The 22,337-nt window shown below is 61.4% G+C and carries 19 protein-coding genes and 3 pseudogenes; 12 read left to right on the top strand and 10 right to left on the bottom strand.

Annotated features, from left to right (window positions below; translation table 11 throughout):
* The first annotated feature begins 99 nt into the window (after positions 1-99).
* Complete coding sequence (locus AC1DQ3_RS28320) at positions 100-666, top strand: cupin domain-containing protein (RefSeq protein WP_477123463.1); 567 nt, start codon at positions 100-102, stop codon at positions 664-666.
* Entirely contained in the window at positions 663-1,592 is a 930-nt protein-coding gene (gene kce, locus AC1DQ3_RS28315) for a 3,5-dioxohexanoate:acetyl-CoA acetone transferase (RefSeq protein WP_477123462.1), read from the top strand. The genes AC1DQ3_RS28320 and kce overlap by 4 nt, the downstream gene beginning before the upstream one ends.
* 65 nt (positions 1,593-1,657) lie before the next feature.
* Here the strand turns inward: kce and AC1DQ3_RS28310 are convergent, their stop codons facing one another.
* Together AC1DQ3_RS28310 and AC1DQ3_RS28305 are read right to left on the bottom strand one after the other, a co-directional pair.
* Positions 1,658-2,338: a TetR/AcrR family transcriptional regulator gene (locus AC1DQ3_RS28310; RefSeq protein ID WP_477123461.1), complete on the bottom strand. Its 681-nt coding sequence runs from the start codon at positions 2,336-2,338 to the stop codon at positions 1,658-1,660.
* A 185-nt stretch (positions 2,339-2,523) separates the two neighbouring features.
* A complete protein-coding gene (locus tag AC1DQ3_RS28305; RefSeq protein WP_477123460.1) occupies positions 2,524-3,522 on the bottom strand; it encodes a fumarylacetoacetate hydrolase family protein in 999 nt (332 codons plus the stop codon).
* Between the two features lie 258 nt (positions 3,523-3,780).
* Between AC1DQ3_RS28305 and AC1DQ3_RS28300 the strand changes: the two genes are divergently transcribed.
* Together AC1DQ3_RS28300 and AC1DQ3_RS28295 are read left to right on the top strand one after the other, a co-directional pair.
* Entirely contained in the window at positions 3,781-4,161 is a 381-nt protein-coding gene (locus AC1DQ3_RS28300; RefSeq protein WP_477123459.1) for a Rieske (2Fe-2S) protein, read from the top strand.
* 134 nt (positions 4,162-4,295) lie between these two features.
* Positions 4,296-5,192: a SphA family protein gene (locus AC1DQ3_RS28295; RefSeq protein ID WP_477123458.1), complete on the top strand. Its 897-nt coding sequence runs from the start codon at positions 4,296-4,298 to the stop codon at positions 5,190-5,192.
* A 315-nt stretch (positions 5,193-5,507) separates the two neighbouring features.
* Here the strand turns inward: AC1DQ3_RS28295 and AC1DQ3_RS28290 are convergent, their stop codons facing one another.
* From AC1DQ3_RS28290 to AC1DQ3_RS28265, 6 genes and pseudogenes are all read right to left on the bottom strand, one after another.
* Positions 5,508-6,617: a porin gene (locus tag AC1DQ3_RS28290; protein WP_477123457.1), complete on the bottom strand. Its 1,110-nt coding sequence runs from the start codon at positions 6,615-6,617 to the stop codon at positions 5,508-5,510.
* A 109-nt stretch (positions 6,618-6,726) separates the two neighbouring features.
* Positions 6,727-7,716, bottom strand: a complete 990-nt coding sequence (locus tag AC1DQ3_RS28285; protein WP_477123456.1) for a Bug family tripartite tricarboxylate transporter substrate binding protein — start codon at positions 7,714-7,716, stop codon at positions 6,727-6,729.
* Between the two features lie 132 nt (positions 7,717-7,848).
* On the bottom strand, positions 7,849-8,373 hold the full coding sequence (locus tag AC1DQ3_RS28280) for a gamma carbonic anhydrase family protein (RefSeq protein ID WP_174427852.1): 525 nt from the start codon (positions 8,371-8,373) through the stop codon (positions 7,849-7,851).
* Positions 8,374-8,413: 40 nt separating this feature from the next.
* Positions 8,414-9,616 carry a CaiB/BaiF CoA transferase family protein gene (locus AC1DQ3_RS28275; RefSeq protein WP_477123476.1) on the bottom strand — a complete coding sequence of 401 codons (1,203 nt, stop codon included), beginning with the start codon at positions 9,614-9,616 and terminating at the stop codon, positions 8,414-8,416.
* Positions 9,617-9,754: 138 nt separating this feature from the next.
* Positions 9,755-10,609: pseudogene (locus AC1DQ3_RS28270) on the bottom strand (hydroxymethylglutaryl-CoA lyase); the annotation flags it as partial.
* 133 nt (positions 10,610-10,742) lie between these two features.
* The gene (locus AC1DQ3_RS28265) at positions 10,743-11,666 is read right to left on the bottom strand and encodes a LysR substrate-binding domain-containing protein (RefSeq protein WP_477123455.1); all 924 of its coding nucleotides are present in this window, start codon (positions 11,664-11,666) and stop codon (positions 10,743-10,745) included.
* A gap of 304 nt (positions 11,667-11,970) precedes the next feature.
* Between AC1DQ3_RS28265 and AC1DQ3_RS28260 the strand changes: the two are divergent.
* Both AC1DQ3_RS28260 and AC1DQ3_RS28255 read left to right on the top strand, forming a co-directional pair.
* Positions 11,971-12,153, top strand: a pseudogene (locus tag AC1DQ3_RS28260) (site-specific integrase); the annotation flags it as partial.
* A gap of 37 nt (positions 12,154-12,190) precedes the next feature.
* Positions 12,191-15,508, top strand: a complete 3,318-nt coding sequence (locus AC1DQ3_RS28255; RefSeq protein WP_477123454.1) for a DEAD/DEAH box helicase — start codon at positions 12,191-12,193, stop codon at positions 15,506-15,508.
* Between the two features lie 90 nt (positions 15,509-15,598).
* Here the strand turns inward: AC1DQ3_RS28255 and AC1DQ3_RS28250 are convergent, their stop codons facing one another.
* Positions 15,599-15,754: a hypothetical protein gene (locus AC1DQ3_RS28250; protein ID WP_477123453.1), complete on the bottom strand. Its 156-nt coding sequence runs from the start codon at positions 15,752-15,754 to the stop codon at positions 15,599-15,601.
* A gap of 456 nt (positions 15,755-16,210) precedes the next feature.
* On the opposite strand from AC1DQ3_RS28250, the gene AC1DQ3_RS28245 reads away from it, so the two are divergent.
* Positions 16,211-17,218, top strand: coding sequence for a tripartite tricarboxylate transporter substrate binding protein (locus AC1DQ3_RS28245; RefSeq protein WP_477123452.1), 1,008 nt, complete (start codon positions 16,211-16,213; stop codon positions 17,216-17,218).
* A gap of 202 nt (positions 17,219-17,420) precedes the next feature.
* Here the strand turns inward: AC1DQ3_RS28245 and AC1DQ3_RS28240 are convergent, their stop codons facing one another.
* On the bottom strand, positions 17,421-17,801 hold the full coding sequence (locus tag AC1DQ3_RS28240; protein WP_477123451.1) for a TetR-type transcription factor C-terminal domain-containing protein: 381 nt from the start codon (positions 17,799-17,801) through the stop codon (positions 17,421-17,423).
* 403 nt (positions 17,802-18,204) lie between these two features.
* On the opposite strand from AC1DQ3_RS28240, the gene AC1DQ3_RS28235 reads away from it, so the two are divergent.
* The 5 genes and pseudogenes from AC1DQ3_RS28235 (at position 18,205) to AC1DQ3_RS28215 (ending at position 22,322) form a co-directional block, all read left to right on the top strand.
* Entirely contained in the window at positions 18,205-19,389 is a 1,185-nt protein-coding gene (locus tag AC1DQ3_RS28235) for a lipid-transfer protein (protein ID WP_477123475.1), read from the top strand.
* Positions 19,390-19,400: 11 nt separating this feature from the next.
* Positions 19,401-19,853 carry a MaoC family dehydratase N-terminal domain-containing protein gene (locus tag AC1DQ3_RS28230; RefSeq protein ID WP_477123450.1) on the top strand — a complete coding sequence of 151 codons (453 nt, stop codon included), beginning with the start codon at positions 19,401-19,403 and terminating at the stop codon, positions 19,851-19,853.
* Position 19,854: 1 nt separating this feature from the next.
* Complete coding sequence (locus AC1DQ3_RS28225; protein ID WP_477123449.1) at positions 19,855-20,280, top strand: MaoC family dehydratase; 426 nt, start codon at positions 19,855-19,857, stop codon at positions 20,278-20,280.
* A gap of 64 nt (positions 20,281-20,344) precedes the next feature.
* On the top strand, positions 20,345-21,172 hold the full coding sequence (locus AC1DQ3_RS28220; RefSeq protein WP_477123448.1) for an SDR family NAD(P)-dependent oxidoreductase: 828 nt from the start codon (positions 20,345-20,347) through the stop codon (positions 21,170-21,172).
* Positions 21,169-22,322, top strand: a pseudogene (locus AC1DQ3_RS28215) (acyl-CoA dehydrogenase family protein). The gene AC1DQ3_RS28220 and the pseudogene AC1DQ3_RS28215 overlap by 4 nt, the downstream one beginning before the upstream one ends.
* The last annotated feature ends 15 nt before the right edge of the window (positions 22,323-22,337 follow it).

The following is a 22,337-nucleotide window of genomic DNA, read 5'->3' as shown; positions in this document are numbered from 1 at the left end:
ATGATGTACGCGCTTGGTGGCGACTCCGTGAAATCCAGAGGTTGACAGCGATCCATCCGAGCAACCATCATACAATACGATACGACTCGTAAAGGATAAATGATGAACTCAATGTCGGATAGGGAAGCGGTGTCGCAACGTCAACACGCCCCACCCGTGCGTCGGATTGTGACGGGCGAGAACGCACAAGGTAAGTCGTGTTTCATTTCGGACGGGCCAACCCCGAATGTTGTGATGAGACCGGGCCTACCGATCGCTCAGGTGGTATGGATCACGGGAGAGGGGCGGGCGCCTGGCGAGGAGCCGGCGCCTCCTGGGCATGACTGCGGCTTTCATTCGAAGGGCGGCTCGCTGCTGCGTATCGTCGACTTTCCGCCTGACGCCACATACGACGAGAATGAGCTGCGCCAGTTCCTGGACAAGAATGGTGTGCGAGATAAGGACGAAAATGCACGCCACATCTGGTTCCATAAGACGGCATCGCTTGACTACGCTTTCGTTCTTGAGGGCGAGATCTGGGCACTGATGGATGACGGAGAAAAGCTCATGGTGGCAGGCGACGTCCTCATCCAGCGTGCCACAAATCACAGTTGGGCTAACCGCTCCGACAGGCCGTGCCGTATGGCGTTCGTGCTGCTGGACCTGGTAGAAGGGGAGCCGCTATGAAGAAGGTCATCATTACGTGTGCGGTCACGGGTGGCGCCCATACACCGTCGATGTCCAACTATCTGCCTGTCACCCCGGGGCAGATTGCGTCTCAATCGCTGGAGGCAATCGAAGCCGGGGCGTCCATTGTGCATCTGCACGCGCGGAATCCGGAGAATGGCCGTCCCACCGGGGATCCGGCAATCTTCCGTCAGTTTGTCGGAGCGATCAAGGACGCCTCCGATGCAGTCATCAACATTTCGACGGGAGGTGGCGGTCCCAACATGCCTATCGAGGAGCGCGCGCAGGCTGGGGTGGAGCTGCGCCCGGAGATGTGTTCGCTCAATATGGGTTCGCTGAACCTCGTTCTGTCTGAAATGGCAGAGCGCAAGCGCGAGTGGAAGTACGATTGGGAGGAGCCGTTCCTGCGCGACACGAAAGGTCTCGTTTTTCGCAACACGTACGCCGATATCGAGTGGATTCTTGAGAAGATCGGAAATGCAGGCGGTACCCGGTTCGAGTTCGAATGCTATGACATCGGGCACCTCTACACGCTGCAGTACTTCTTGGAGCGTGGGTTGGTAAAGCCTCCGCTATTCATTCAATCGGTATTTGGCTTGCGTGGTGGCATTGGCGCGCATGCGGAGGATCTTCTGCATCAGAAGCGGACCGCCGACAGACTGTTCGGCGATGCATACCACTGGTCGGTGTTGGCCGCGGGTCGTCACCAAATGCCCATCGCGACCATGTCGAGCCTGATGGGCGGGAATGTGCGTGTCGGGCTCGAGGATAGCCTATACATCGGCCGGGGCCAGCTCGCGCAATCCAATGCAGGCCAGGTCCGGAAGATCCGGCGAATCCTGGAGGAACTCGGGATGGAGATAGCAGCGCCTGATGATGTTCGGGAAATGCTGAGTCTGAAGGGGCCCAAGGAAGTCAATTTCTAAGGATGCCGGCGGAGAAAAGGCGGCGCATACGCCGCCTTTGTTCAACAGGGAAAATGAAGGCAGACTTAGCCGGCCCGCCGCTTTGGGGGCGCCTTCTGCGAAGCCCGGGGCCGGGCAGCCTGCTTAGCGCCATCCTCAGAAAGCTTCAAGTCGACGCCGAGAAGGGAAAACACATAGCCGATGTGCTCGTTGGCGAAATCCTCGTCAAGAGGACCATGGCCCAGCAGTAGTCGCATATAGACCGGACCGTACAGAAGATCGCCCAAGGTCTCGATATGAGCGGGGACGGGAATACGAGATTCCTGGCGCCATGCCTCAAGTGTTTCACGGACGACCGCGCGGCGCCCATAGTGAAAGCGCTCTCGAAACTCCCTGAGCACAGACGGATCCGATTGGCCCTCGCCAATGATCTGTGCGACGATCCTTCCCGACCAGCCAGCGTACTCTTGAATCAGCGATCGAAGATGCTGCGCGATTGCCGCACCGGGCGGAAGACCGCGTGGCATCGGCGTCTTGACGATGTGATACTCCATGAAGGCGTCGATGACCACCAGAGCCTTTGAATCCCACCAGCGGTAGATCGTTGCCTTGCCGACTCCGGCTTCACGCGCAATGCCTTCGATAGTAATGGACTGAACGCTTTGCTCTTCGAGCAGACGAATGGTTGCTGCGAGGATTTCCGTACGCGTCGTTTCACTTCGCGGACGGCCCACGCTTCGCCGAACGATGGTTGCGGATGCGGTCATGATTGGGGTGTCCCTGGAGCACGTCGTGTCGTGGATATTCGGCAATTATAAGTCAAGTCGTCTCATAATACGTCGCCGCCGTGCATCCCTGACGAGGGATGCACGGCATCGGCTTAGTGCGGAGCTTAGTCCGGAGCGCCAGGGCTGCTGAAAGCTCCCCCGCTACGCGCCGAACGTTCAGCTTGTTACATGAACGGCTTGCGCTGTTCCGGCCACCAGAGGTCCGGCTGGGGCTGACCAAAGCGGTTACGCAACGTACCGATGCCGCCAACCTCAAGCTCGACAACGTCGCCCGGCTGAAGCTTGCGCCCGAGTTCCAAGGCGGATCCACCTCCCATCGTTCCAGAGCCAATGACATCGCCCGGCTCCAGTTGTTCCCCGAGGCTCGACCAGGCTATCAGCTCTTCGACGGTCCAAAGCTTGTTGGCGCTGGTGCCCCTTCCCCAAACTTCCCCGTTGACCCGGACTTCCATCGGGATGGCATCGAGGTCTGGGAATTCATCAATTGTGGTAATCCACGGGCCGATGCCATAGGCGAAGTCCTTGCATTTGGTCGGCCCCATCTGGATTGGCATCTCGATAGCCTGTCGGTCGCGGGCGCTGAAATCGTTGAAGATCGTAATGCCGAACAGGTAATCGCGCGCACTTTCGGGTCGCAAATTGCCGCCTCGGCGGCCAATGACGTAGCCCAGTTCCAGCTCGTAGTCCATGTGTTCAATATAGCCGGGCCACGGAACTTCGGCCTCATGACCAATGACCGTGTGAGGGGTCCCCTTGAAGTAGCCCGGAATTTGCAGAAGGCTTGGGGTCGGCGCATGGCCGATCTTCTCGTGAAAGCCCTTGATGTGACCAATAAAGGTGAGACCGTCCCGGACGACCGAGGGGTCCGATGCCGGCAGCCAGCTTACGCTTCCCAAATCGACCGACGCCTCGTCCCTGCGCTCGGCATCGACGGCCCGCGCCGCTAGCAGGAACGTATCGCCCAGAGCGAGCGCGGCCGACATGCTCTGGGGAAAAAGTGCCTCGGCGAGGCGATTCGCCGCCTCCAGCGTTGCGCCGTTGCTGCGTAAAGCCAGGCTCTTTGCCTTCTTCAGATCAATCACGCGTCCTTCTTCGGGAAGGACAAGTACGAGACGGGCCACATTGCCGTCAGGACCTTGAACACCAATTCGGCCAAGCTTCATTCTTCAGACTCCTAGAGGATGGTGTAGGCGCTTTGCGCAAAGTAGGTGCGCTGCACCGGATGGGGATAGGCCTATAATCTATACGGTACGTATCGTTTGTCAATGGGCAGGGTTTGCCCCTATGCGGCTGCCTGCGGGCTTACCCTTGTAGTTGCTGCGAGATGGAAATAATATGATGCTGTACGTTTCGTTTCGAAATCGAGGTCTGTGAGGTGTTTGGTGAGCTTTGCACCGATCGGCTAGACCACGGAGAAATCGATGGGAGATGACGCAGGCACCTGGACCTTTGTCTGCCGGCTCAGCGACTTGCAGGTTGGTGGCGCTCGCGGTGTAGAGGGCGAGGACAAGGGGCAGGATCAAGCATTCGTCGTGCGCGCAGACGGCGGCTTGTACGCCTATGTCAATTCATGCCCGCACTGGCCGATGTCGCCATTGCCCTGGCGGAAGGATGAGTACTTGGATGCCGCCAGGCGGTTCATCGTATGTCATGGTCATGGCGCTCGGTTCAACATCGGCGACGGTCTGTGCGTCGCGGGACCGTGCGTCGGCATGCGGCTGACGGCACTACCGTTGAGACTGGAAGAGGATCGAATCTGCGTTCTACTGCAACGAGCGCTTCTTGAACGGCCAAGCAGCTAGGGAATCACTGTGGGCGTGTCGCATTCTACATAAATTAAATACGATACGGCACGTATAAATTAGTTCTAGGCGTTGGTGTGTCGCGGCCGGACTGCCTGGCTGCGCGAAACAAGACATATACGGAGGAGACAAACATGAAAATCAAAGGCATCAGTCTGGCGTGCACAGTTGCGGCATGCTGTTACACCCATACCGCGAGTGCTCTTGAAAACGGCACGACAAGCTACCCGAGCGGACTCATGACGGTAATGAGTGGCCTGCTCGGAGATCCGGGGACCTACGCATACAGCTACAACAAATTTCAGAGCATCCGCTCCTTACGCGGCGGGAATGGAGAGGCATCGCCTCCCGGTGTTGACGGGAGCCTTCAGGCCCACGCGATTCGCATGGTCCATGTTTTTGAGGAACCCGTTTTGGGGGGCAATCTGGCCCTGCAGGCCGCAATTCCATATGTAGACGGAACGCTGAATTTTTCGTCGTTCGGGTTCTCGAGCGGCGGGCGGGGGTTCGGTGATCCGATGTTTGGTGTGCTGCTTGGCTGGAAGTCTCCGGCACTGTTCCAGACAGTTGAGCTTGATCTTGTGCCGCGCACGGGATCCTACGACAAGAATCGGGCGTTTAACCCGGGGAACAATGCAAACACCGTCTACCTGGCGTACTCGTTTACATGGTTCCCAGTCAGAGAGCTTGAAGTGAGTTCCAAGATCAACCTGAACATCAGCGGGGAAAACCCCGCGACCGATTATCGGTCTGGGGTTCAATTAGTCGCTGACTACGGCATCAACTACCACATCGGCAAGATATGGCTGGTCGGAATTGGCGGCTATCTGGCGACACAGCTAACCGACGACAAACAGAATGGGGCTGCGGCGTTTGGCGATGGCCATCGCACGAAGTCGATCACCCTAGGTCCCCAGGTCGGATTCGGCACCCCGCAGTGGGGCGCTTTCCTGAGTTGGCAACGTAGCATCTATAGCCGAAATGCTGCAAGCACCGACACGGTCTGGTTGAACGGCTATCTGAAGTTCTGAAGCGCTATTGCTTGCCGCTAGACCTGGAGTAACGCCGTGTTCGGGTCTAGTGCATAGCTCCATCAATCTTCTCGACTAGTTATTTTAATCGCCGACACTCTGGCCCTGGCCCAACTTGAGAGCCTGGCAGAAAATGGGGGCAGCTCACGTTTCCATCCGATCCAGTGGTGCTCCAAGATCCGCTGACGCTGTCCCCGGCCCCGACGCTCTGGTCGGCGACGGCCCTGCATCGAACCCATCGTTAATAAGTGGGAAGCTGGCGCTGCGCCAGCTTCCCACAGGGAGCAGCAAAGCAGATACACCACTTGAGATAAGCTAGAACCTGTGTCTTATCCCGATCGCCGCGCCAAGCATACTGTTCTTGCCGGAAGCGAGAAAGTATCCGTTGGCGAAGCTGATGGCGGAGGTATCGAAATTCAGGCCTGAATTCCTCGAATAAGCTGATGTCACGTAGATGTCAGTGCGCTTTGACAAGGCGTAGTTCGCGATCGCTGTGATCTGCCATGGATTCTTGATGTCAACGCCGGCCAAGTTTTTCACATCAAGGTAGTAGTAGGCGAGCCATAAGCCCAATGCGCTAGTTGCCTGGTAGTTGGTACCCACCCAGTAGAAGTTGTCCCTCAACAGCGCATTGCCGTTAGCGCCCGTATTGCGACCCCACCGGTAGCCGGCGATCATCTTGGCGGGCCCTAGTGTGTAGCTCGCGGCACCGCCGATTTTGCGGAAGAGTCCGGTGGCGCCGGCACTGGTCAACGTGGGGTTATACTGGTCATAGGTAAGTGTCAAGCCAAGCGTTCCGCTGCCATAGGTCAATGCGCCGCCATAACCGGTATCCCGGCGAAACTGTCCGGGAACCTCCCCTGCGCCGGCTACGCCGTTGCCGAACGACCAGTGCGCTTGCGCGATCAGGCCGCCAAAGGTGCCGATGTACTTCGCCGTGTTGTCCGATCGATAGTTCAGGCCCAGTAGTGCTACTGCCGGGTCATATTGCGTTGCATACCTGGCGGGCGCGAAGTTCGCAAAGGCGTCGAATGCAGAGGTGTACTGGCGCCCGAATGTGAACTGGCTGTTCCCGTACTGCAGGCCAACGTAAGCTTGACGGCCAAAGAGCCGGCCGCTTTGCTGCGATGAACCTGTATCGATGCTGAAGCCGCTTTCAAGGACGAGAAGCGCCTTCAGTCCTGCCCCCAGGTCCTCGGTGCCCCGCAAGCCCCAGCGGGAGCCGGAGAGCCCTCCCGAAGCTACTGCGAACCGGTCTCCGGCAGCGCCGGTGGCGAAGCCGTTTGCCGCAGTGGGGGTCACTCGGGAAAGATTGTTCGCATATTCGATATTGGCGTCGGCAACCCCATACAAGGTGACGCTGCTCTCTGCCTGCGCCAGACTTGCCAACGCTCCGATTGCCATACCAATGACAGTTCTCCTCATACCTTCTCCCTTGTCTTTCTATTTTTCGTGTGGCCATGCATCTGGCGGATCGAACCGATCGAGCGGAGTGGGGAGAGGACAGGGCTCGCTATGCGCTCCCCCTCCCGAGCTACTCTGCGGAAATCGATGCGCCTTTGATCAAGGCCAGGCTTCTGTCGATCTCGCTCTTGATGGTTTGCAAGGCAAGCGCGGGCGTGCTGCCGACCGGCACGAAACCTTGCGCACTGAAGACTTCCCGCGCGGCAGGCGTCGCGAGCACCTTGCCGACTTCGGCCTGCAGTTTTTCGGTGATGGCAGGCGGGAGATTGGCCGGGCCAATCATGGCGACCCACGCCTCGTAGGCGTAGTCCTTGACGCCTGCCTCGGCCAGCGTCGGCACGTTTGGCAGGCTTTCGGCGCGGTTGGGGGTGGTGACGCCCAGCGCCAGCAGCTTGCCGGCCTTGATCTGCGGCAGGGCCGAGGGAATGCCCAGGAAGGCCAGCTGGATTTGTCCGCCCATCAGGTCGGTCATCATGGTGTTGACGCCCCGATACGGCACATGCAGCATCTTGACGCCGGTCTTGGCGAGGAACATTTCGGCGGCCAGATGCAATATGGTGCCCTTGCCGGAGGAACCGAAGCTGATGCTGCCCGGTTTGGCCTTTGCCGCTGCCACGATGTCCTGCACGGTTTTAAATGGGGAGTCGCCGCTGACCACCATGACCATCGGCGAGGTCCCGACGACAGAGATCGGGGTGATGTCCTTGATCGAGTCGTAGGGAAGGTGCTTGTAGAGGCCGGGATTGGTGGCGTGGTTCGACGATACGATGGCGATGGTGTATCCGTCCGCAGCGGCAGTGGTCAGTTGCCGCGTGCCTGGGATGCCTGCGGCGCCGGCATTGTTCTCCACATAGACGGGCTGGCCCAGCCGGTTGCCCAGCCCCTCGGCTACGGTGCGTGCCACCATGTCCGCGGTGGAACCGGGAGAGTGCGGCACGATCATCCTGATTGGCTTTGCCGGGTATTTGTCCGCGGCATGCGCCGGTAGCGCGCAGCAGGCCAGCCCAAAGGCCACGGCCGTGGTGATACGGGTAATGGCCCGCAATGTGGTGGGGTGCATGGTTGTCTCCATATTCGGTTGTTGTGGGCGGATGCGAGTCTGATGCCTTTACCGCGCCAGCGCCCGGTAACAAGTGGGCTTGCGCACGTCGCGGTGCCTTGCTCGATCTCCTTGCCGGGTCGACCTGCCTGCTTAGCCGATACGTTCGAGGCTGGTCTTGTGCTGCTGGGCGCGCTGCACGTAGTCGAGGGCGTTCACGCGCAGCCCGGCGATATCGGCTTCGCTAAGCTCTCTCACGACCTTGGCTGGCGCCCCGAGGATCAGAGAGTTGTCGGGAAAGACCTTCCCCTCGGTGACTACCGCGCCCGCGCCAATCAGGCAGTTGCGGCCGAAAACGGCGCCGTTGAGCACCACGGCCTGGATGCCGATCAGGGTGCCGTCGCCCACCGTGCAGCCATGCAGCATGGCCTGGTGGCCAACTGTCACGTTGCTGCCGAGCTTGAGCGGATAGCCCGGGTCGGTGTGGAGCACGGCACCTTCCTGCACATTGCTGCCGGGCCCGATTTCGATGACTTCGTTGTCGCCGCGCAGCACGGCTTGCGGCCATACGCTGCTGCCTTCGTGCAGCGAAATCTTGCCGAGCACAGTGGCGGCATCCGCCACATAGCAGCTTTCGTGGATGGCGGGCACATGGTCGCCGTAACGGTAGATTGCCAAGCTTGTCTCCCTGGGTTCTGGTACTGGTTGATATGTGGATTCAGGCTGCCTTGGCGATGGACACAGGCGTTTCATGCAACTTCACCGCGCCGATCGCAGCAAGTTCATGCAACTGCCCTTCGCTATAGCCAAGGTCGAGCAGGATTTCGCTGGTGTTCTCGCCAATCGCCGGGATGGCCCGGCGCGGCAGCAGGCGGCAGCCATCCAGTGAAAAGGGTAGTAGCGGCATGGGCGTGCTCGATCCGTCCTCTAGCGCTAGGTCTGCCAGGCCACCGCTAGCCAGCAGATGCGGATCGTCGAAGAGTTCGTCGGGACGACGGATGGCAGCGAACGGAATCTTGCTGGATTCGAGGCGTGGTACCAGTGCCGCGGCATCAATGTCCTGCAGCGCTTGAGCCAGGATGGGCAGGATGCGGTCGCGGGCCAGCACGCGCTCGTTGTTGGTGGCGAGCGTCTCGTCGGCCAGAAGTGCGTCGAGGCCAAGCAGATTGCACAGGGCCTTCCACTGGCTATCGCCGGTGGCGGCCAGGAACATTTGCTCGCCGCCGGCCAGATGGAATACGTCATAGACCGCCCAGGCGTTGATACGCTCCGGCATCGGTGCCGCGGCCTGGCCCGTCACGGCGAACTGCTGCATATGCTGGGCGCATAGCAGAACACAGTTCTCGAACAGCGCGCTCTGGACTTCCTTGCCCATGCCGGTGCGGCCGCGCTCGTGCAGCGCAGCCAGCGCGCCGATGGCGCCGAACATGCCGCCCATGATGTCGTTGACGGAACTGCCCGCGCGCAACGGGCGCCCCACGGGCCCTGTCATATAGGCCAACCCGGCCATCATCTGCACTACCTCGTCCAGGGCCAGCCGGCTTTCGTAAGGGCCGTTGAGGAAGCCCTTGTGCGAGACATGGATCAGGCGCGCGTTTTGCAGGTGCAGCGTTGCATAGTCCAGGCCCAGTTCCGCCATGCGGCCTGGCTTGAAGTTCTCGATAAAGACATCGGCGGAGGCAGCCAAGCGCTGCAGCGCCTCGCGGCCGGCAGGCTGGCCGACGTCGAGCGACACGCTCTTCTTGTTGCGATTGAAGGTGCGGAAAAAGCCCGCGCCGGCGCCAAGCAGGCGGCGCGTGCCGTCGCCACGTGGCGGCTCGACCTTGATGACTTCGGCGCCGAGGTCGCCCAGGATCATCCCGCAGGTTGGCCCCATCACCATGTGCGACATCTCGACCACGCGGATGCCTTCCAGCGGCAGCCTGGCGGGCGCTGGCTTCGTGTCCAATGCCGGTGCGGACTCGCTGGCCGTGCCTTCGCACGACACGGCGGTGAAGTTCTTCGGCAGCCCGCTGCGCGCAATGTAGCCATACAAGGGTTCGCCAGGCAGTTCTTCCTCGATGAGGGCGCGCGAGGCGACCAACCGGTCGATGTCGATGCCGGTGCGATAGCCCATGCTTTCCAGCATAAAGACCAGGTCCTCGGTCGTGACATTGCCTGATGCACCGGGCGCGGCGGGGCAGCCGCCAAGGCCGGCGAGCGAGGCGTCAAACTCGCGGATGCCATGCTGTAGCGCCACAATGGTGTTGGCCAGGCCCATGCCGCGCGTGTCGTGGAAGTGCAGGGCCATGGGTATGCCGCGCGCCAGCGGGCGCACGGCGTCAATGAGCCTGCCCACTTGGGCGGGCGTGGCATAGCCGGTAGTGTCACCCAGGGATAGCATGTCGCATCCGGCCTCGACCGACAGGCGCGCAATCTCGCACACGTCGGCCACTGGGACATGGCCCTGGCGCGTACAGCCGAAGGCGGTCGATAAGCCGGCGATCAAGGTCGTGGCGGCGCCGCGAGAGTCGCTGTCGAGCAACTCGCGCATGCGGCGAAATTCGTCGACCATTTGCCGGGGCGTCTTGCGGACGTTGGCCAGGCTGTGTTCGGTACTGATGGAGATCGGGGCGACGATGCGGTGCGCGCCTGCCGTCAAGGCCATTTCGGCGCCGCGCAGGTTGGGCACCAGCACGGTAACCAACAGGCCGGGAAGGGAACGCGCGTGCGCGATGACCTCGCCGGCGTCCGCCATTTGCGGCAGAAGCTTGGGAGAGACGAAGGAGGCCACCTCCATATACCGCACGCCCGCGGCGTAGGCCGCGTCGATCCACCGCCGCTTGCCTTGGGTGGACATGGTCCGGGCGACGGCCTGCAGGCCGTCGCGCAAGCCAACTTCATTGACGATCACGGTGTTTCGTTCGTCCGCCATGCTTAGTCTCCAGGTGCATTTGCTAGAGACTGAAGGCTAAGGGGGACTACCCGCCCGGAAAAGACGTGTTTGGCGAGCGAGTCCCTCGCGGCTCGCGATGGTGCTTGCCGCGCAGGAACCCGGCTTCTGCCGGTCAGGGCAAGGGCGTGGCGCTGGAGGCGGGTGCCGGCACGCGCGCCAGCAAGTGGTCGAGTAGCTTGCGTGCCGCCAGCGAGAGGGAATCGGCACTGCGCATACAGATCACGAATTGCCCGGTTGCCCAGGCGTCGCTCAGGGGGATGGCGCGCAAGCCATACATTTCGGCATAGCGGCCCACTGCCTCAAGTGGCAAGATGCCGAGCCCCAGCCCGGATTGGATCAGGCGGTAGGCCCCGTCTATCGTCGAGACATGCGTGCGGATACGCAGGCTGCGGCCTTTCTCGGCGGCGATGCGGGACATCAGCGTATGCAGCGAAGCGGTGGATGACAGGCCGAGCTGGTCGTAGTCAAGGGTGTCCTCGAAGCAGAGTGTGCGGCTGGCAGCCAATGCATGACCGGCATTGACCACGACGGCAAGGTGGTCCGCCCTGTAGGGGAGTGCCTCCAGATCGCCGGTTGCCACATAGCCGCGGCAGATACCCAGGTCGGCATTGCCTTCCGCTACGCCGCGAACGACATCCGGGCTGACGCGCTCTTCGAGGTCCACCTGGATGCCCGGGTTTTGCTGCAGGAAGCTGGTCAGTTCCTCAGGCAGGAATTCAACCATGGACGAGACGTTGGCTAGCATGCGCACGTGCCCGCGCATGCCGTCAGCGTACTCGCCCAGTTCGGCTTGTAGTCGTTCGATCCCACGCATGATCTGGCGAGCATGGCGAAGCAACGCCTCTCCGGCCGGCGTCGGCGTCACTCCGCGCTGGCTGCGTACCAGCAAAGGGGTACGGAAGCCATCCTCGATATCCGAGATGCGTTTGCTGACGGCCGAGGGGGCGATAAATTCCCGCTCGCTGGCGCGGGCGATGGTGCCCTCCTCGCAAACTGCGATGAAGAGGCGTAAGGAGGTAGGGTCGATTTGCCACATCGGCTGACTAATACGAATTGCGGTGGTGGTGTGCCAGCATAGAGCACTAAGCTCCGTCGAAGTGGGAGGCGTGGCGAGGGAATATCCGTATTGCGCTGGATTCGGCCCGGGGATAGTCACCGTCCACTCGGACCGCGAGATCACTGCCCAACGCCCGCGACACGTCACGATAATGTATGTGCGTCATATGGGTGTTCGTCCTCTGCATGAGAAGCTCCATCAAATAGTGGAGCATCGAGCCGATGCCGGACGTACCCTAACTTAGGCCTCCGGGTGCGATCTTCATTCGCTTGATGAGGTCGTCGGTTCACATCAGGCCGACGCCGGCACCGATATCCGCTTTATCCAGAAGAACCTCCGCCACGCCTCGATCGAGACGACCGGCATCTACCTGCACGCGGAGGATGATCGCCGGGATGCCCAGACCACTCAGGCGGGGTCGGAACCTGAATCCGTTGCCGTACCGGCCGGAAGCCTCCCCGCGTAGAATGCTCCCCGCGTTGTCAACCTGAATCCCTCGGCCGATGTGTATCTCCTACAATCCCAGGCAAATCGCGGAATGGCTGGATCCCTACACGGTGTCCAAGGCACGCTCCTATGCTAGCGCCGTCTCGGAGTTGCGCTGGATCGACGAGGACACCTTGGCGGGCCTGGTGCAAGGCACCCGCACGCGCCCGTACGACGTGCGTGCGTACTTCCACGACATCGAAGAAGACATGTGGGTGGAAGGGGAATGCACGTGTCCGGTCGGCGTTGACTGCAAGCACGTGGCAGCGCTGCTGATCGCCGGCCTCGCGCACCAACCCAAGCCAACGGCAGCCGGCGTGCGCGCGGAACTGGTTACCTGGCTGGAAGGTTTTCGTGCCAGACGCACGGCGGCCAATCCCGCGGCCAAGAAGAAGTCGGCCAAAGCCACGCATGCACTGGCTTACGTGCTTGGGCAATCCTATCGCGGCGCCGAGGTCTTTCTGTACAAGGCCCGCGTGGGCGCGGACGGTACGATTCGCTCGCTTGACGATCCGTGGCAGAACGTGGAGAAAGCGCTGATCGAGCCGCCGAAATTTGTCAGCGAGGAGGATCTGCCGATCCTGCGCGGATTGTGGCTGGGCCGCTCGCCTGGTGCCTGTACCGGCAGCTTCAGACTGCAGGGCCCAACTGGTGCCGCCACCCTCGAGAAGCTGATCGCTACCGGCCGCATGTTCGCATCTTCCGCCGTGAGCACTATGCATCCCGGAACGCGCTGCCTGGTGCACAGCGGACCTGCACGCGGCGCACAGATTACGTGGCAAGCGCAGCCCGACTCGCGCGTGCGGCCAGTCTTGCAGGCCGAGCCACCAGCCACCCTGTTGCTGACGACGACTCAGCCATGCTGGTATGTGGATGCGCATTCGGGCGAAGCTGGAATGCTCGCTTTGCCGTGGCCCGCGGAGCAGGTCGCGGATTTCCTGTCGATGCCGGCCATCACGCCGGACGAAGCTGCACTCGTTGGCAATGTGCTGCGCGAAGTTGCTCCCGACCTGCCTGTACCACCCGCGCATGACGTAGCGCCGGTGCAGGTCGTCAACACCGTGCCGGTGCCCATGCTGGCACTCGACACGTTGCCGACCTGGGCATCATCGCAGGATTTTGCAACGGTGAGCTTTGATTACGCAGAGCACAATCTCCCGGCGCACAGCAACACTACGCTTGTTCGGGCCTCGGGCGGCGAGGTCGTCCAGATCAGAAGAGACGCCGATCTCGAGCGCCAACGTCTGACTGAGTTGCAAAAGACCGGGTTTCGGAAAATTCGGGCCGATCATGTATTCGGGCCAAAGCCGTTTCCGGATGGCATGCTTGGCCCCGAGAATGACGAGGACTGGCCGGAACTCATGAAGCTGGTGCTGCCCGCGCTCAGGGCAAACGGCTGGCGCGTCGTGATGAGCGACGAGTTCCGGCACAACGTAATCGAGATCGAAGCGATTGACGGCAACCTGCGCCCGACTGGCGATGGTTGGTTTGACGTCGAGATGGGCATCACCGTCAATGGCCGTACAGTGCGCTTGGAGCCGCTGCTGGCAGACCTCTTTCGTCGCGATGCGCGCTGGCTGTCGGGCAAGCTGGATACCATCGCTGACGACGAAGCGATTGACCTGAAGACCGACCGCAACGAACGGCTTCGCCTGCGTGCTGATCGGCTCAAACCGGTCGTGCGCGTGCTGATCGACCTGTTCGACTCGCTCGGCACCGGCATGCGCATTTCCGAGTGGGATGCGGCCCGGCTCCATGCCCTGGATCAGACCGGGCGCTGGCAGTTTCACGGTAATGCATCGATCCGGCAGCTCGCGCAGCGCCTGATGGCCGGCCCTGGGGTGACCGACGTGCCGGTGCCGCGTGGGCTGAAGGCCGACCTGCGTGCTTACCAGCGCCAGGGACTTGCCTGGATGCAGTTCCTGCGCGAACACGAGCTGTCTGGTGTGCTTGCCGACGAGATGGGCCTCGGCAAGACCATCCAGACACTGGCACACATCCTCACCGAAAAGGAACGTGGCAGGCTGGACCGGCCTGCGCTGATCGTCGTGCCGACGACCCTCATGCACAACTGGTGCGAGGAAGCGCAGCGCTTCACGCCAAAGCTACGCGTCCTGGATCTGCATGGGCCCCAACGTCACGAGCGCTTTGACCAAATTGGCAAGCACGATCTCATCCTGACCACCTACGCATTGCTGTGGCGCGACCAGGCAATCCTTGCCAAGCACGAGTATCACCTGCTGATCCTAGACGAGGCGCAGTACGTCAAGAACGCCGCCACCAAGTCCGCGGCAACCATCCGCGAACTGCGTGCGCGACACCGCCTTTGCCTGACAGGGACCCCGCTCGAAAACCATCTTGGCGAACTGTGGGCCCAGTTCGATTTCCTGTTGCCCGGGTTCCTCGGCACCCGCCAGGACTTCACCCGACGCTGGCGCACGCCCATCGAAAAAGGCGATGATACGGTACGACGTGACCTGCTCGCGCGGCGTATCCGCCCGTTCATGCTGCGCCGACGCAAGGATGAGGTCGCCACCGAGTTGCCGCCGAAGACCATGATGGTGCGAACGGTCGAGCTTGAAGGCGCGCAGCGTGACCTGTACGAGACGGTGCGTGCAGCCATGCAGGAAAAGGTCCGTGCGGCCGTCGCTGCAAAAGGCCTCGCGCGCAGCCACATCATCGTGCTGGAGGCGTTGCTCAAGCTGCGCCAGGTCTGCTGCGATCCGCGGCTCGTCAAGCTCAGACAGGCGGCCCGGATCAAGGAATCGGCCAAGCTTGACCTGCTGCTCGACATGCTGCCCGAACTGATCGAGGAAGGTCGCCGCATCCTGCTGTTCTCGCAGTTCACCAGCATGCTCGACCTCATTGCGGCGGCCGTGGAAAAAGCCGGGATTCCGTATGTCGTGCTGACCGGGGATACCACCGATCGCGTCACGCCGGTCAAGCGATTCAAACAGGGCGAGGTGCCGCTTTTCCTGATCAGCCTGAAGGCCGGCGGTGTTGGTCTGAACCTGACGGCGGCCGACACCGTCATTCATTACGATCCCTGGTGGAACCCTGCCATTGAAAATCAGGCCACCGACCGCGCTCACCGTCTCGGCCAGGACAAGCCCGTGTTCGTCTACAAGCTGATCACCGCCGGCAGTGTCGAGGAGAAGATCGTCGCAATGCAGGAGCGGAAGGCGGCGCTTGCCGAGGCGATCCTGTCGGAAGATGCCGCCGGCGCCGTCAAGTTCTCCACGGAAGACATCGAGGCGCTCTTTGAGCCGATCCCGGCTGCACTACCCGTCATGCCTGCGACGAAGTCGCGGTCTCGTACCAGGACGGGAACATAAAATGGCCTTGCTGCAACGCATTTTCGACGTCTGACCGGGATATGCAAAAATAGCCATACCCACCATGTTATGGATACCTTGCTCCGTGAGTCAGCGGGGCAGCCAAAAGCCATCGCGGCCGGCCTCATAGCAACTGTAGATCGGCACGGACGTTGCCAGCCGGCAGCGTACTTTGGCCTTGACGATCACATTCAGCACTGCGTCCTTGTCACCGGCTGCCACGGTATGGCGGCTCAGCCCCCGCACGGCGTTTGCCGGACGGCAGCCGCGCCAGTCTGTAGTGGGTTCCAGCGGAACCCACTACAGACTGACTGGGTGGGGCAGCGGGAAGTGGTCGCGCAGGTGGCGTGACTGAGGTTTTCGAGGCTTATGCCGCCTCGATCACCCGTGCCACATCACCGTGGCATTCGGCGCACTTGCCAACCAGCAACAAGTCGTCACCCTTGATGGTGCCGCTGAAAATGTCATGGCCTCGACGTGAGCATTTCTGCCAACAAGAATGAAAGAGTCGGCAATTGCCGCGCGGCCGGCTGGTCGCTACTCTGATAACTCCACGCGATGCCGCTTGCATCCTTGCCACGTCCGGGTCGAGGCGACCGTTAGTCACCGTCAGTGCAATGCGATCATGGGCCGTGCAAACGATAGGGCAGAAAACAAAGGCCAGACAAGACTACAAGCTCGTTCAAGAGAGGAGACAACATAATGAAGAAGGAAACAGTTGCAGGCTTTCAGAGGCTGGCATGTCTGCGTTCTATCGCTTTACGGGTATTTTCCACTGTCGCCGTTGTGATGGCGATGCTGTCCCCGGCCTTTGCTGCTGATGCGTATCCATCGAGGCCAATTGAGTTCTGGATTCCGTTCCCCCCTGGTGGGCCGACCGATGCGTCCTTGCGCGTCTTGCTGGACGGCGCCGGCAAGGCGCTCAACCAGCGGATGGTGCCGATCAACAAGCCAGGAGTCGGTGCAACACTTGCGGCGTCTGTGATGACCCAGACCGCAGCGTCCGACGGGTACACCCTGTCGATGGTCGCAGCGAATATCTTTCGTATGCCACATCTCCAAAAAACGGCTTATGACCCGAGAAAGGACTTCACCTATATTATCGGGCTCACAAACTACCGCTACGGACTTGTCGTCCGCGCCGATGCCAGGTGGAAGAGCCTGGAAGAATTCCTCGCCTATGCAAAGGCCAATCCTGGCAAGGTGACTTACGCATCGGTGGGCATCGGCAGCTCCGGCCATATTGCCATGGAGAAGCTGGGCAAGGCGGCCGGGGTACAGTTCACGTTCGCACCCTACAAGGGTGGCTCCGAGGAGATGATGGCCTTGCTGGGCGGCAACGTAGACGCCGTGCTGGATCCCGGCTGGGGACAGTACGCAGTGGCGGGCAAGGTACGTGCGCTGGCGATCGTGGGCGAGAGCCGGTTCCCGCGCTTCAAGGAAGTGCCGACTCTGAAGGAACGAGGGTATGACATCACGGCCAGTTCGCAGGTCGGCATAGTCGGCCCCAAGGGAATGGACCCTGTTATCGTAAAGAGGCTCCATGACGCATTCAGAATGGCGACGCAGGCACCGGCGTATGCGAAGTCGCTGGAGGCCATCGATCTCGAAGACGTTTACCTCAGTAGCGAGCAGTATGCGAAGTTCGCCGCAGAGCAGTACGAGCGCGAGAAGTCTTCCGTCCGTGAGCTGGGCATTAAACTCGACTGAAGTTCTCCGCAGTGATGCGGATCGATGCCGGCTCGGAATGATTTGCCGACAACGCTTGTAGCGAGAGGCGTCGTTCGTGGCAGACGAAGACGCAAGCACGATGTGCAGCCCAAGCGCTCACTAGACGCCCGATTCACGCCGCCACATGGTTGCGCGGAGGAGGGGCCGTGGGCGCACTGCGGCGTGGGCGGGCATGGGAGACTTACTCCTTCGTGGCCTCGTCGCGCAATCCTCGCCTGACCAAGTCCATCAGCGCCTGCCGCACGGCTTCGGCGCTGGTTTTACCTGTCGGGAAGAGAAACTGCGCCGACACCCCCCGCATGGCGCCGATGATGGCTACCGACTCCGCGTGGGGGTCGATGTCGGCCCGGATGTTCCCCTCCTCGATGCCCCGGCGGATATGCGCTTCCACAATGCTGACCGACTCCGCGTTGAGCAGCTCCAGCGCGTGGGCCACCGGCCCGGTTCCTGAAATCGGGCCCGTCGTCATCTCCCTGATCTTTCCTGCCAAGCCGGGTTGGCCGTTGTTGCCAACGCGGCTTGGCATTGCCCGGTGCCCACCTGAATTCAGTTCCTGTCCCAAGCGCACCCCGGCTCCTTTGCCTTCAGCATTTGCCTTGACGTTGCAGCCTGCGCGACAGGGCAGAGCGCGCGCTCGGCACAACTGACTACCTGCGCGAGCGCGTTGATACTTTTTGCCAATCATTTTGTTCCAAAACGCGATTGGCGACACGACGCCGGGGCCGCACACTGCGGTCAGTGGGCCTTCCGTAGCGGCACCAGCCGGTGAGTTCGAGGATTCAGGGCGGGGGCGATAGGCCTTTGTCTGTTTGATGGCACGGCGTTCGAACCGAACTCGCACATCGTGGCGCGAACCAAGCCTTTGGAGTGGATTCTCATGGACATATTCATCTCGCCCACCTGAACCCCGACGTTCGCCCTGTCCTAAATTTCTATTCCAACCAGGAGCCAACCTCATGACCCAGATGAAAAGACCCGTACACGTCGTCGGTGTCGGCATGATTCCCTTCACCAAGCCTGGCGCCAGTGACTCCTACCACGTCATGGGCGCGCGCGCCGCAAAGCTGGCGCTGGACGACGCAGGTGTCAACTATGCCGATGTGCAGCAGGCCTATGTCGGCTACGTCTACGGCGACTCCACGGCCGGGCAAGCGGCGATCTACGGCGTAGGGCTGACTGGCATCCCGGTGTTCAACCTGAACAACAACTGCTCCACCGGCTCCAGCGCACTGTTCCTTGCGCGTCAGGCAGTCGAAAGTGGAAGTGTCGAATGCGCGATCGCGCTTGGCTTCGAACAAATGGTGCCCGGCGCGCTGAAGGGCGCCTACGACGACCGTCCGTCACCCATGACGCGCTTCGTGGATGCCATGACCGCGCACCAAGGCTATCAGCCCGATGCGCCGCGCGCGGCACAGTTCTTCGGTGGCGCGGGCGTCGACTACATGAAGAAGTACGGCATCCGTGCGGACACGTTCGGACGTATCTCGGTCAAGGCGCGGCAGCACGCTGCGCGCAATCCTCTGGCTGTGTTTCGTCAGACGCTGACGCTCGACGAGGTGATGGCCTCCCCCAATGTGTTCGGGCCGCTTACGCGCTACCAGTGCTGCCCGCCGACGTGCGGCGCGGCCGCGGCTATCGTCTGCTCGGCCGATTTCGCGCGCAGGCACAACCTCAACATGGGTGTAGTGATCGCCGCGCAGGCCATGACTACTGACACCGCTGCCACCTTTGAGAGCGATGACATGCGCAAGGTTGTCGGCTACGACATGACGGTGGCGGCAGCCAGGCAGGTGTACGAGGCGGCTGGCATCGGTCCGGATGACCTGGACGTGGTCGAGTTGCACGACTGTTTCAGCGCAAACGAACTGATTACCTATGAGGGTCTTGGCCTCACGCCCGAGGGCACGGCAGAGAAGTTCATTCTCGACGGCGATAACACCTACGGTGGTCGGGTGGTGACCAACCCCTCGGGCGGCCTGCTATCCAAGGGGCACCCTCTCGGGGCGACTGGCCTGGCCCAGTGCGCGGAGTTGGTATGGCAACTGCGTGGACAGGCCGGCCAGCGCCAAGTCGAGGGGGCGCGTCTCGCTCTTCAACACAACCTCGGCTTGGGCGGCGCTTGCGTGGTTACGCTGTACGAGGCGATTTGAGCGGCGGGATTATGATCGACAAGCATTTCATCGGACACACTTTTCCTTCGTTCAGCGTGCCAGTCGAGGCCGGGCGGCTGCGCTTCTTCGCCAAGGCGACCGGACAGACAGACCCGCTCTACATTGATGAATCTGCTGCCAGCGCCGCCGGCCATCCGGCGCTGCCTGTGCCGCCGACTTTCCTGTTCTGCCTGGAGATGGAGTCGCCCGACCCGGCAGCCATCCGCAACCTGCTTGGCATGGACTACCGCAGCCTGCTGCATGGCGAGCAAGGCTTCACCTACCACGTCATGGCTCACGCCGGCGACACGCTGACCTTCACGCAACGCATCGACGACATCTACGAAAAAAAGGGAGGCGATCTGGAGTTCGTGGTTCGAAAGACAGCAGTCACCAATCAGCGCAACGAGCGAGTGGCCGAACTGCGCTGTGTCACCGTGATCCGCAATACGATGGGGAAATGAGATGACATCACCTGCAGTTGACCTGGACCGCCTGAAGGTGGGCGATAGCCTGCCTTCGCTCGAACTGCCACCGATCTCCCGTTTGAATCTGTCGCTCTACTGCGGTGCGTCGGGTGACCACAACCCCATCCATGTGGACACGGATTTCGCGCGGGCCGCGGGTATGGCCGATGTGTTCGCTCACGGGATGTTGTCCATGGCCTGGCTCGCTCGCCTGCTCACACAGTGGGTGCCGCAACCGGCGATTCGAGATTTCAGCGTGCGGTTCGCTGCCATCACCCAGGTTGGAGAACGCATTAGCTGTGCCGGCCGCGTCGTGGAACTGTTGTCCAAGGATGGCGAGCGGTGCGCCCGCGTCGAAGTCGCCACGACCAACCAGGATGGCCAGACAAAGCTGGCGGGCGAAGCGCTGATCGCTCTTGCCTGATTCCTCTCAACCCATATAGGCATTCACTAAGGCATTCACTAAGGCATTCACTAAGGCATTCACGATGACTCGCAAACTCGAAGGAAAGGTTGCCCTTGTCTCTGGTTCGGGCCGCGGCATCGGCCGCGAAATTGCACTCAAGCTCGCCAGCGAAGGCGCGCGAGTGGTGATCAACGACCTGGACGCTGCCCCGGCTGAGCAGACTGTGGCTGAGATCCGCGCGTGCGGAGGGGAAGCTGCGGCCTGCGTCGGCAGCGTGACGGATGCTGGCTTCGCCGACCGCTTTGTTCAGCAGGCGCTGGAGAGCTTCGGGGGCTTGGACATTATCATTAACAACGCCGGCTATACCTGGGACAGCGTGGTACAGAAGATGACCGACGAACAGTGGGAGGCAATGCTCGCCGTGCACCTGACGGCACCGTTCCGCATCTTGCGCGGTGCGTCCGGCTTCATTCGCGACGCGGCCAAGCGCGAGGCTGAGGCTGGCGCGCCGGTCTTCCGCAAGGTCGTCAATATCTCCTCTACCTCGGGCGTGTACGGCAATGCCGGGCAAGCCAACTACGCCGCCGCCAAGGCGGGCATAAACGGCTTGACCAAGGCGATGGCCAAGGAGTGGGGGCGCTACAAGGTGAACGTCAACAGTGTCGCCTTCGGACTGATCATGACGCGCCTGACTGAGGTCGCCGCGGATGCTGACGCGAAGATCGACATCGGTGGTCAACAGATCAGAGTTGGCGTGAATCCGCAAGCGTTGAAGAACGCCGAGGCACTGATTCCGCTTGCCCGTGGCGGCACACCCCAAGAGGCGGCGGGAGCGGTCTACATGTTCTGCATCCCCGAGTCGAACTATGTCAGTGGCCAAGTGCTGGTCTGCGGCGGGGGCCGGCCATGAACACCGTCGCTCGCCCCTGGATCGATTCCGATCTGGAGATGATGCGTGAGACCGCGCGTCGCTTCTTCGAGAAGGAATGCGTGCCCAATGAGGCGCGCTGGGCCAGGCAACACCATGCTGATCGCGATATCTGGGTCAAGGCGGGTGCGGCGGGGCTGTTGTGCGCGAGTATCCCCGAGGAATATGGCGGCGGAGGGGGCAGCTTCCTGCACGAGGCGGTGATCTGCGAGGAGCAGTGCAGCGCCATGGTTGGTGCTTTCAGCAACAACGTGCATAGCGGCATTGTCGCGCACTACATCCTCGCTTATGGCAGCGAGACGCAGAAGCGGCGCTGGTTACCTCGCATGGCGTCCGGGGAACTGTTGCGGCGATCGCGATGAGCGAAGCAGGCGCCGGAACCGACCAGCAGCGTATAAAGACCGTCGCACGGCGCGACGGTACTTCCTATGTGATCAATGGGTCGAAGACGTTCATTACGAACGGGCACCACGCCAACCTGATCGTCGTCGCTGTCAAGACCAACGCCGCAGCCGGCGCAAAGGGAGTCTCGCTGGTCGTTGCGGAGACCGACGAGCTACCCGGATTCCGACGAGGCCGGTTGCTGGACAAGTTGGGACAGAAGTCGCTGGACACCGCGGAACTGTTCTTTGACGACGTCCGTGTGCCGGCGGAAAACCTGCTCGGCGATGAGGAGGGGCGCGGCTTTGGGCAACTGATGCAGCAACTGCCTCAGGAGCGGCTACTGATTGCTGTGGGGGCCGTGGCCACGATGCACCGCGCCATTGCAGACACGACCGAGTACGTACGACACCGCCAGGTCTTCGGCCAGCCGCTGATGAGCCTGCAGAATACGCGCTTCAAGCTCGTGGAGTGCGTGACCCAGGCCAAGGTCGCCCGCAGCTTTGTGGACGATTGCATCCAGCGCTTGCAACGCCGCGAGCTGGACGTTCCCACTGCGGCAATGGCCAAGTGGTGGACCACTGATACCACCTGCAAGATCGTCGACGAGTGCCTGCAGCTGCATGGCGGCTACGGCTACATGCTGGAGTATCCGATCGCTCGCATGTATGCCGACGTTCGTGTGAGCAAGATCTACGGTGGCGCGAACGAGGTGATGAAGGAAATCATCGCGCGCTCGCTGGATCGCTGACGGGAGCGCCGCCTC

The sequence above is a fragment of the Cupriavidus sp. 01T418 genome (assembly GCF_056398885.1).
This window is presented reverse-complemented; position numbering and strand designations above follow the sequence as displayed.